We start from the raw sequence: 10814 nt of genomic DNA on the forward strand, positions 1-10814 counted from the left end.
GAATGAGTATCATTGACAAAAAATTAGACGAAAGAAGCGGCTCCAAATGTGAAATGTGTGGTTCAGCAGAAGATTTAAGAATTCATTTAACCAAAGAAGAAGCGATATCACTTGATAATTCTGTATTGGTATGTACAACCTGTAAAAACCAAATAGAAAATATTACACCAACAGATCCAAATCATTGGCGTTGCCTTAGTGATAGTATGTGGAATGAAAACAAACCTGTGCAGGTTGTTGCATGGCGAATGTTAAACAGATTGCGATCCGAAGGTTGGCCACAAGATTTGTTGGACATGATGTATCTTGATGATGAAACTTTAGTTTGGGCTGGTGCAACTGGTGAAGGCGAAGATGAAGAAGGCAAAATAGTTCATAAAGACAGTAACGGAAACATCCTGAAAGACGGAGATTCTGTTGTTTTGATTAAAGATTTGGATGTGAAAGGTGCCAACTTTACCGCAAAACGAGGCGCAGCAGTTCACAACATCAAATTGGTTTGGGACAATGCCGACCAAATTGAAGGCAGAGTTGAAGGTCAGCATATTGTTATTTTAACGCAGTATGTGAAGAAGACAAAGTAAAAAACAAAAATTAACTAAACTTGATAAATATTATGATAAAAAAACTATGCCTTATTCTGTTGCTACTATCTTCTTATTGCTATAGCCAGGAAGTAAATACCGATATTAGAGAGTATAAATCTTTTAAAGAAGGAACAACTTACTTTATAATGTCCGGTGATAAAAAGTACAATAAGATTATTAATGACGTTTTGATAAAATATTGGACAGTCAATAAATTTGAAATGATCAAACCAAATCAAGTTGAAAAATTAACAGGAGAGGGTTCCTTTTTTGTCGATCAGGTTGAGTACAGTTTTTCGAGAACAGCAGGAACTACAGGAGCATTAAATATGGCATACGGAGTGACGAAACTTGCCATGTTTAAAGAATATAAAAAAAACACCCCAAAAGGAGTTTTGTCATTGGTACAGCTCGATAAAATATCTCCTGTGGAAATGCTTTTTTCAATACAGATGATGCAAAGCGAAATTAATTTTGTTTTCGATTTGAATACAAAAAAGGATCTTGATTTAAAAGATTATCTGGATGAAGTGAATGAAAGAAACAAAAAGAGAATACAAAGCAAAACACTTTATGTAACCCGTAACGACCTTAAAGATGATATTGACCACGAAGCGGGTTTAAAAAAAGTATACAACTATAAGTTTCTTTTCACAACCCCGGAAAATATAGAAAAAGCTATCGAAGATCAAAATGAAGATGCCGTATTTCTAAAAGTAATTAATTATAGAAATTTAAAATTTGTACTCTTTATCTGTGCAAAAAACAGTGAATTGCTATATGGACGAGTAATGACTGGATTTAATCAGGCACAAATAGGGCCTAAATTTTTCAAAGATGTTAGTGATGACAGATAACACTTTTAAAGAAAAGCGTCCAAGGTAACTTGGACGCTTTTTTTTTAAATAGTTTTATTCTGGTTTATAAATCAAACTTAATTCCCTGTGCCAAAGGCAAACTTGTAGTATAATTGATTGTATTGGTTTGTCTTCTCATATACACTTTCCAGGCATCAGAACCTGATTCGCGTCCGCCACCTGTTTCTTTTTCACCACCAAAAGCACCGCCAATTTCAGCACCTGATGTTCCAATGTTTACATTGGCAATTCCACAATCTGAACCAGCAGCTGATAAAAATGCTTCTGCTTCGCGAAGGTTGTTTGTCATAATTGCTGATGATAAACCTTGAGCAACGCCGTTTTGAACATCGATAGCATTAGTTACATCGCCCGAATATTTTAGTAAATATAAAACCGGAGCAAATGTTTCGTGCTGTACGATTTCGAACGAATTGTCAGCTTCAGCAATCGCTGGTTTTACGTAACAGCCACTTTCGTAGCCTTCACCTGAAAGAACGCCGCCTTCCACTAAAATTTTGCCACCCTCTTCAACAACTTTTGATAATGCTTTGTTGTACATTTCAACAGCGTGTGTATCGATAAGTGGACCAACGTGATTGTTTTGGTCTAATGGATTTCCGATTCGCAATTGACCATAGGCACTAACGATAGCGTCTTTTACTTTGTCATAAATACTTTCGTGAATGATTAAACGACGTGTAGAAGTACAACGTTGTCCTGCTGTTCCAACAGCGCCAAATACAGCTCCGATAACCGTCATTTTGATATCGGCATCGGGAGTTACTATGATGGCGTTGTTTCCGCCTAATTCTAATAATGATTTTCCTAAACGAGCCGCACAAGCCTGTGCCACAATTTTCCCCATACGAGTAGAACCTGTTGCAGAAACTAATGGAATACGTTTGTCGTGCGTCATTAATTCTCCTACTTTATAATCGCCGTTGATTAAACAAGAAATTCCTTCAGGAAGATTGTTTTCTTTCAATACTTCAGCGATGATATTTTGGCATGCAATTCCGCATAAAGGTGTTTTTTCAGATGGTTTCCAAACACAAACGTCACCACAAATCCATGCTAAAGCTGTGTTCCAAGCCCAAACGGCAACCGGAAAGTTGAATGCCGAAATGATTCCGACTACGCCAAGCGGATGGTATTGTTCGTACATTCGGTGTCCCGGACGTTCTGAGTGCATGGTTAATCCGTGAAGCTGGCGGGAAAGTCCAACTGCGAAATCACAGATGTCTATCATTTCCTGGACTTCTCCGTAACCTTCCTGTAAAGATTTCCCCATTTCGTAAGAAACCAGTTTTCCTAAAGCTTCTTTGTTTTTACGTAATTTTTCTCCAAACTGACGTACGATTTCACCACGTTGTGGTGCCGGCATTAGTTTGAATGTTTTGAAAGCTTCGGTTGCGGTTTGCATTACTTTTTCGTAATCGGCAGCGGTTGAGGCTTTTACTTTTCCGATTAATTGACCGTCTACCGGTGAATGAGATTCGAAAGTTTCTCCGTTTGAAAACCAGTTGTTTCCTGTTGAAGTTCCTTCGTTTATAGCTTTTACTCCAAGAATTTCAAGAGCTTCGGTCATGCCGAATTGTTGTGCAATTGTTGACATTGTAATATATTAAGATTGTTTGTTTTTTAATTGTTGACAAAAATAGTGGTTTTAAACCAAATAGAATGGAGTTAGAAAATAGAATATAGAGTAAAGAACTCATTGCTTCTCGTTAGCCCCGATAGGAGCTAGCTACCGTGTAGCGCGGATAGCGGGAAGATGTTTCCCGAAATACAATAAACGTGTGCTTCTGATACTAAAAATTATTTAGCTACAAATCTTGGGTCACTTTCCATTACGGTTCCACATTTATCACAGGTTCGCAGTTCTTTTGAATTATAGAAATGTTCGAAATGATGCAGAAAATCTTTTTCGATATCGGTAAGCGGAAAATAGACATCGTAGAGTTTGTGGTTGCAGTTGTCACAGAACCAAAGCAGGCCATCTTTTGCATTGGTACCGGCACGTTTTAGTTCGATTACCAATCCGATTGAACCTTCGCTTCGGTTTGGAGAATGCGGTGTTTTTGCCGGATGCAGATACATATCGCCTGCTGAGAGTTTCATGGCTTTCTTTTCGCCATTGTCCTGAACGTAAACTATGATTTCGCCTTCGAGTTGGTAGAATAATTCTTCGGTTTCGTTGTAATGATAATCTTTTCGGGCGTTTGGACCGGCTACAATCATTACGATATAATCTTCGGAATCTACATAAATATTCTTATTGCCAACGGGTGGTTTTAGTAGATGACGGTTTTCGTCAATCCATTTATTGAGGTTGAATGGTTTTGGTATAGCCATAGAAATATTGTTTTTATTTCATAAAATTCGTCTCGTCATAATGGCGAGACTCGGGTGACGAAGTTAGTAAAAATAAAAAGGTTAGCGCGAACTAACCTTTTATTAACGTTTTTATTTGACTTCCTTAATTAGATAAATATAGGCCGGGAAGTGGTCGCTGTAGCCAATTTCGGTAGTGCCATGCCTTAGCGGATAACCTTTATATTGTCCGACCGTTGTTATCATGTAGGGTTTGTTATAGATTCCGGCTTTCCAATAACGGAAGGAAGATGTGTCTTTTTGAATTAAGGTTTCAGAAACCATGATTTGGTCGAAAATATCTCCGGCATCACGATAGAAAAGTGTGGCGTTTCCTTTGTAGAACATTTCTTCAAACGGATTATATACACCAAATTGTTTCACTTCCTCTTTTTTACGTTTGGCTCCAACGCCTTCTTTTACACTTTTATTATAGGTTCCATCATTCAAATCTCCCATAGTAATGATTTTTGCATTTGGGTTTATTTTGTAGATAGAATCCATTATTTTTCGGTTTAATCTTCCGGCTGCTTCACGGAAAGGCGAACTTTTTTTCTCACCACCAGATCGCGAAGGCCAGTGGTTTACCATGACGTTGACTTCTTCCCCATCAAGAAGACCGGTTACCAATAAAATATCTCTGGTATAAACTCTTTCCGAAGTTGTTTCTACTTCAGATTTATCATCTGCGATATCATCGGCCGCATTTTTTCTTTTAGCCTCATTGTTCATTTGATTTTTATAAATCAATAACGGAATGTTTTTATAACTTGTTGGTCTGAAATGTTTTTTTTGGTATAATAATGCTACATCAATTCCTCTTTTATCCGGAGATTCAAAATGAACAATTCCATAATCTTTACCAATAAGAGCAGGCTCTTTTACCAGGTCTTCCAAAACCAATCTGTTTTCGATTTCCGCACCACCAATAAGAACAGGAGAATTATTTGGATTTTCTGTTGTCCCAATTTCAGACAATACTCTTGCCAGATTGTGTAGTTTTTGTTTGTATTTTTCAGAAGTCCAGTTCTGAGCTCCGTTTGGCAACCATTCTTCATCATTGTTTGCCCCGTTAATTGTATCAAACAAATTCTCAAAATTGTAAAATGCAACGGTATGCACTATGTATTTTTTAGCCTGTGCATTCGCTCCTGAAATTGCGAATAAAACAAAGAAAACGGCTATAAGCTTTCTAATTCTCATAATATGTATATTAATTTAATGTCAAGTTTTTTACAAACTTCGAGCCAAAAGTAGATAATATTATTAAAAGATGTACATTTGTCGGCTGTTAAGTTTTTATTAAGCTTACAGTTAGAGAGAAATTAACTTAATTTTATTTATGAAAAAACTTGTTTTTAGTACATTATTGGTAATGCAAGTGCTTTTTAGTTTTGCACAAACTACAACTGGAATAACTGGGAAAGTTGTAGATTCTAAAACGCAAAAACCATTACAAAACGTTGTAGCTTCTATTCAGAATACAAGCTTAACAGCTCTTACAGATGCGATGGGTGTTTTTACTTTTAAAGACGTTCCTAAAGGAAGCCAATTAGTTCAAATCAAAAGTGCCGGATTAAAAGATCAGCTGTTGGCAGTTGAGGTTGAAGAAGGGAAAATATTAGATTTAGGTGTTGTAGTTCTTGAAGAAGATATTACTTCTGAGCAACAATTAAGTTTAATTACCATTACCGAAAATGATTTAGGGGATGATAATAGTGGTTCTGAAAGTACATCAGGATTATTACAAGCTTCAAGAGATGTTTTTCAACAGGCTGCAGCCTTTAACTGGGGGCAAGCCCGTTTTAGAATAAGAGGTCTTGACAATGAATATGGAACAACCATGATTAATGGTATTTCTATGAATAAGGTTTACGATGGAAGACCTCAATGGAGTAACTGGGGAGGTTTGAATGATGCAACAAGAAACCAAGAATTTACTATGGGTTCTGCTCCTTCTGATTATATTTTTGGGGGAGTTTTGGGAACACAAGAAATTAACACAAGGGCTTCTATATATAGAAAAGGATCAAGAATTTCCTTTTCCGGAACCAACACCAATTACAGTTGGAGAACTATGGGAACTCATGCTTCTGGGATGAATACAAATGGTTGGGCTTTTGTAGTTTCTGCTTCTAGAAGATGGGCTCAGGAGGGATATTTTGAGGGAACAGACTATAGTGCAAACTCTTTGTTTGCAAGTGTGGAGAAGAAATTTAATGACAAACACTCTTTAAATTTAACTTCAATTTATGCGCAAAATTACAGAGGAAAAAATTCCCCTAATACACAAGAAGTGACTGATATTGCCGGAATTAAATACAATTCATATTGGGGTTGGCAAGACGGTGAACAAAGAAACTCAAGGGTAAAGACAGTTGATGAACCCCTTTTTATGTTGAGTCATTATTGGAAAGTAACTTCTAAAACAAACTTAAATACCAATTTAAGTTATCAAACAGGTGAAATTGGAAACAGTCGTCTGGATTTTCAGGGCAAGCCAAATCCTGACCCGACGTATTACAGAAATTTACCTAGTTATTACACTTCACAATTTGACGACAATGGAACCTATATTGGCGACAGTACAGCAAATCAAACACAAGCTGGATTATCTCAGTTTTTAACTAATAGACAAATTGACTGGGATTTCATGCAAAACAACAATGCTCTTAGTACTGATGGCAACAGTTATTATGTATTATATGAAGACCGAACAGACGATAAACAATTTATAGCAAATACTGTTTTATCTTCAAAGTTAAGTGACAACATCTTTTTGAATGGTGCAGCAACTTTCCGAAAATTAAAATCAAATAATTTCCAAAACCTATTGGATTTATTAGGTGGTGATTATTATATCGATTATGATACCTTTGGAACACCTGGGACTACTCAAACCATAACCGATTTAAACAATCCAAATCGTCATGTAGTAGAAGGCGATAAATTTGGTTATAACTACAATTTATTTGCCACAACTTTTGATGCTTTTACCCAGTTCAAATTTACTTATAGAAAAGTAGATTTTTACATGGCTCAAAACTATACAAAATCATATTATCAAAGAGAGGGGTTGTATAGAAATGGCTACTATCCAACTAATTCATTTGGAAAAAGTGACAAAATTGGTTTTGACAATTTCGGATTTAAAGGCGGTTTAACATACAAAATTACTGGGCAACACTTTTTTGATTTGAATGGTTATTACGCAACGAAAGCTCCAAATTTAAGAAACACCTTCACAAACGCAAGGATAAATAATAACGTATATAGTGACTTAAAAAGTGAAGTTGTTACAAGTGCTGATGCAAGTTATATTATTAAAACCCCAAAACTTAAAGCAAGAATAACAGGTTTTTATTCGTACATAAAAGGATCAACCGAAACATCTTTCTTTTTTGCTGATATAATTGATGATGGTGATTCTACAAATGACGAAAGTGGTTTCGTTGCCGAAACAGTTAGTGGCTTAAACAAGAAAAATATTGGTGCTGAATTAGGAATAGAATACCAAATAACCAAAACACTTAAAATGACTATTGCAGGTTCTTACGGTGAGTATACTTATGATAGCAACCCAACAATACAGTTAAATATAGACGATCAGGCAACTCTAACAAACACTTTTCCGGTTCGTAATTATGGACAAGCCAATCTAAAAAACTACAGACAACCTGGAATGCCACAATCGGCAGCGGCTTTTGGTTTAGAGTATAGAGACCCACATTTTTGGTGGATTGGTGCTAATGCGAATTATTTAGGTAATAGTTATATCGATGTGGCTCCAATTTTAAGAACAAATGCTTTTTTAATTGACAATACTTTCGGAAATACTACAACTCCTTTTCCAGAGGCAACTCAAGAAAGAGTAGATGAATTGTTAAAACAAGAAAAGTTTGATGACTTTGCTCTTGTAAATCTTACAGGAGGGAAATCGTGGAGAATTGGTGGACAAACTTTCGGATTTTTTGCAAGCATCAATAACTTGTTTGACATTACCTACAAAACAGGTGGTTTTGAACAATCAAGAAGCTCAAGTTTCAGACAATTGAACCAAGATGTATCACACGTTGATCAGAGTACCGGACAATATGTATCACACACACCTTCTTTTGGACCAAAATATTTTTACGGATTTGGAAGGACTTATTTTGTGAATCTTTATATTAATTTTTAATTTAGTACAATGAAAAAGATATCTTTATATAGTTTTATCGCTATTGTTGCATTGGTTTTTACCGGATGTACAGACGAAAGTGATATTGACAACATACAAACAAAAAGAACCTTGTTTGTTGAAGACTTTAGTGACAACACTGACAACACCCCTTTGGATACTCCAGGATGGACCAATTATGCTCAAATTGGCACACGTAAATTTACAGAACAAACTTTTTATGAAAACGGTTATGCTGAATTTACTTCATTTGGTTCGGGACAAGCATTAAACGTGGCGTGGTTAATTTCACCAGCATTCAATATGGATGAACAAGAAGGAGAGACTTTGGTATTTCACATTGCACAAGCGTTTTTAACAAATCCGCTTGAAAACACAATAGAATTAATGGTCTCTACTGATTATGACGGAGATATTGCCAATTTTAATCAGGCAAGCTGGATAAACATTCCGATAAAAACGCCTACACCTAACGATGACTACTATGAAAATGTAAGTTCAGGCGAGGTAGATTTATCTCACTTTACGGGGACTCTACATTTTGCATTTAAAGCGAAAGGTTCAGGAACCAATAACGCTTTAGACGCTACATTTCAAATTGATAATATTCGATTATTTTACTAAAAAAAGCTATGAAAACAAGATTTATTAAATCATTAACTGTATTTACCATCCTTCTTGGATTATTTACAAGTTGTGTAAAAGACGATTCCAATGTGGATAACTTAACTGCTGGAATTCAAACCTACGAGATGACGGCGAATAAAACGATTTCAGACATCGTTGCTTTCAATAATACTGGAACACCGGTGCTTTATACCGCTGATGATATCCTTGAAGGTTATGTGACTTCATCAGATGAAACAGGAACATTTTATAACACTATTTGTTTGCAAAACATTGCAACTAATACCTCCCAGCCGGTTGGTTGTAGCATTTCAGCAAATTTTTCTTCTTTTGGAAGAGGATTTACACCTGGGAGAAAAATATATGTTAAAATGAAAGGTTTATATACCGCTATTGTGGATGGATCTCTTAAAATAGGATCTTTATTCGAAGGTGAAGTTGGTAGAATTTCTGAAAACGAATGGCAAAATTACTTATTTCCTTCATCTACAATTGTTAATGAAGACAATATGACTCGTACTGTTTCGCTTACAGCAGCGGCTAATAATGCCAACCTAAATACCTTAATTGATATAGATAATGTTCAGTTTGCAGATGGTTCATTAACAAGAACATATTTTGATATTGATTCAGGTGGAAATGCTACAAATCACAACATCGTTGATGTTAATGGCGGGACAGCACGCTATTTTAGAGTTAGTGCTTATGCTCTTTTTGCATATCAGAATGTTCCTTCAGGGAGAGGAAAAATTAGAGGAGTTATGACTAAATACGGATCTGATTTCCAATTTTTAGTAAGACACCAAAATGATGTAAAATTAGTTAACCCTAGAACTTATAATTTCAATAGTACTCTTAACGAAACTTTTCAAAGTTATACTGTAAACCAATCTGGTTTTGTAAACTACCTTAACTTTCCTGCATTAGGGACAAAACAGTGGTTAATAAAATCAGTTAATAGTTCACTTTGTATACAAATGAGTGCTTTTGGCGGAACTTTAGAAAGAAATAAATCCTATTTTGTTGTGCCTGTAAACTTTGATGCTGCAAACACGATTACTTTTCAAGTAGATGTTGATTTTATGTCTACAGCTTTAGGGTTAAAAGTATACCGAACTACAGATTACGTTCCTGGCAAAAAAATATCCGAAGCTACATTAGTTGACATCACTTCAAATTTTGTTTTGCCAACTGCTAATACTACATCATTTGTATCGGCTGGCACGTATACTTTTCCAACTGCTTTAACCCAAAATGGATATATAGTTTTTGAATATACCGGAAGTAATATCAGTGGTCCAAATTTACAAACTACCAATTGTAATATTGACAATATTGTAATTAATTAATTTTAGTAAAATCATCCCATAAAAAAAGAGTCCCAAAATTCGGGACTCTTTTTTTTTGAATAAGGTTTATACGGGAAGTTTTCCAAAAAAAGCATTAATATTGTATAACGTTTAGCGGTTGCTACATATTGTCTTTAATAGCTGTTTTTGTTATTTACATACACTATCTTTAAGATGAGATTTTGCATCTTTATCACCTAACTCGGCAGCTTTTTTCAAATCTTCACATGCACCAACCTTATCATTCAATTTAGTATATTTTAAAAGAGCTCTATTTGAATATGCATAACCAAAATTTTGATTTAATTTAATTGCCATATCAAAGTCACTTTTTGAAGTTTTCAGACTATCTATTTCATAATATGCTCTTCCTCTATATGCGTAAGGTTCTTCATTTTCTGGAGATAATTTGATAGCCATTGTATAATTGTCAATTGCTTTGCCATATTTTTTTAAGTCTAGATATGCACTTCCACGCGATATGTAAACTGTTGAATATTCTTTATCTAATTCTGTTGCTTTATCATAATTTTTGATAGCGTTTTCTAGGTTTCCATTTCGGTGTTCTATAAAACCTTTCCAGTAATAGAGTTTTACCAAAGGAAAATTAGAACCATATATTATCATTGATGATATAATCAGAAGTAAAAGAGGGACAAGTGTTCCTGTAACAGCTATAAGTACAATTTTAAAAATTCGATTTTTCTTCATAGAGCGTAGTTCTGATGATATAGCATAGCTATATATTAATCTTATCGGGCTAAATTCAAATCAGCTTCAGAAAAGCTAATATACGCTCATTTTAGCGGCTTTTTGTTATAAACACAGCACACATATA

9 protein-coding genes are annotated in these 10814 nt (G+C 35.1%); 5 read left to right on the top strand and 4 right to left on the bottom strand.

Annotated elements, in window-relative coordinates; genetic code table 11:
* The first annotated feature begins 2 nt into the window (after nt 1-2).
* Nucleotides 3-584 carry a PhnA domain-containing protein gene (locus L1S35_RS09300; protein ID WP_236399796.1) on the top strand — a complete coding sequence of 194 codons (582 nt, stop codon included), beginning with the start codon at nt 3-5 and terminating at the stop codon, nt 582-584.
* A 32-nt stretch (nt 585-616) separates the two neighbouring features.
* Entirely contained in the window at nt 617-1444 is an 828-nt protein-coding gene (locus L1S35_RS09305) for a hypothetical protein (protein ID WP_236399799.1), read from the top strand.
* Nucleotides 1445-1508: 64 nt separating this feature from the next.
* Here the strand turns inward: L1S35_RS09305 and amaB are convergent, their stop codons facing one another.
* The 3 genes from amaB to L1S35_RS09320 all read right to left on the bottom strand — a co-directional run bounded on the left by amaB (nt 1509) and on the right by L1S35_RS09320 (nt 5023).
* Entirely contained in the window at nt 1509-3062 is a 1554-nt protein-coding gene (gene amaB, locus L1S35_RS09310) for an L-piperidine-6-carboxylate dehydrogenase (protein WP_236399801.1), read from the bottom strand.
* A gap of 203 nt (nt 3063-3265) precedes the next feature.
* Entirely contained in the window at nt 3266-3802 is a 537-nt protein-coding gene (locus L1S35_RS09315; protein WP_236399804.1) for a 3-hydroxyanthranilate 3,4-dioxygenase, read from the bottom strand.
* Nucleotides 3803-3913: 111 nt separating this feature from the next.
* A complete protein-coding gene (locus L1S35_RS09320) occupies nt 3914-5023 on the bottom strand; it encodes an endonuclease/exonuclease/phosphatase family protein (RefSeq protein WP_236399805.1) in 1110 nt (369 codons plus the stop codon).
* Nucleotides 5024-5162: 139 nt separating this feature from the next.
* Between L1S35_RS09320 and L1S35_RS09325 the strand changes: the two genes are divergently transcribed.
* Genes L1S35_RS09325 through L1S35_RS09335 form a run of 3 tightly spaced genes read left to right on the top strand, consistent with a single transcriptional unit; the run spans nt 5163 to nt 9976 of the window.
* Nucleotides 5163-8000 (top strand): TonB-dependent receptor, encoded by a 2838-nt coding sequence (locus L1S35_RS09325; RefSeq protein WP_236399808.1) that lies wholly within the window; start codon nt 5163-5165, stop codon nt 7998-8000.
* A gap of 9 nt (nt 8001-8009) precedes the next feature.
* Nucleotides 8010-8624, top strand: a complete 615-nt coding sequence (locus L1S35_RS09330) for a choice-of-anchor J domain-containing protein (protein WP_236399811.1) — start codon at nt 8010-8012, stop codon at nt 8622-8624.
* 8 nt (nt 8625-8632) lie between these two features.
* Nucleotides 8633-9976, top strand: coding sequence for a DUF5689 domain-containing protein (locus tag L1S35_RS09335; RefSeq protein WP_236399814.1), 1344 nt, complete (start codon nt 8633-8635; stop codon nt 9974-9976).
* A gap of 150 nt (nt 9977-10126) precedes the next feature.
* Here L1S35_RS09335 and L1S35_RS09340 read toward each other — a convergent pair whose 3' ends face one another.
* Nucleotides 10127-10687, bottom strand: a complete 561-nt coding sequence (locus L1S35_RS09340) for a tetratricopeptide repeat protein (protein ID WP_236399817.1) — start codon at nt 10685-10687, stop codon at nt 10127-10129.
* Nucleotides 10688-10814: the final 127 nt, after the last annotated feature.

It is taken from the genome of Flavobacterium anseongense (assembly GCF_021608185.1).
Taxonomy (GTDB): Bacteria; Bacteroidota; Bacteroidia; order Flavobacteriales; family Flavobacteriaceae; genus Flavobacterium; species Flavobacterium anseongense.

Bases quoted from the DNA above. Each gene is read 5' to 3' on its own strand.
- L1S35_RS09300 (WP_236399796.1), top strand. From the start codon at position 3: ATGAGTATCATTGACAAAAAATTAGACGAAAGAAGCGGCTCCAAATGT.
- L1S35_RS09305 (WP_236399799.1), top strand. From the start codon at position 617: ATGATAAAAAAACTATGCCTTATTCTGTTGCTACTATCTTCTTATTGC.
- amaB (WP_236399801.1), bottom strand. From the start codon at position 3,062: ATGTCAACAATTGCACAACAATTCGGCATGACCGAAGCTCTTGAAATT.
- L1S35_RS09315 (WP_236399804.1), bottom strand. From the start codon at position 3,802: ATGGCTATACCAAAACCATTCAACCTCAATAAATGGATTGACGAAAAC.
- L1S35_RS09320 (WP_236399805.1), bottom strand. From the start codon at position 5,023: ATGAGAATTAGAAAGCTTATAGCCGTTTTCTTTGTTTTATTCGCAATT.
- L1S35_RS09325 (WP_236399808.1), top strand. From the start codon at position 5,163: ATGAAAAAACTTGTTTTTAGTACATTATTGGTAATGCAAGTGCTTTTT.
- L1S35_RS09330 (WP_236399811.1), top strand. From the start codon at position 8,010: ATGAAAAAGATATCTTTATATAGTTTTATCGCTATTGTTGCATTGGTT.
- L1S35_RS09335 (WP_236399814.1), top strand. From the start codon at position 8,633: ATGAAAACAAGATTTATTAAATCATTAACTGTATTTACCATCCTTCTT.
- L1S35_RS09340 (WP_236399817.1), bottom strand. From the start codon at position 10,687: ATGAAGAAAAATCGAATTTTTAAAATTGTACTTATAGCTGTTACAGGA.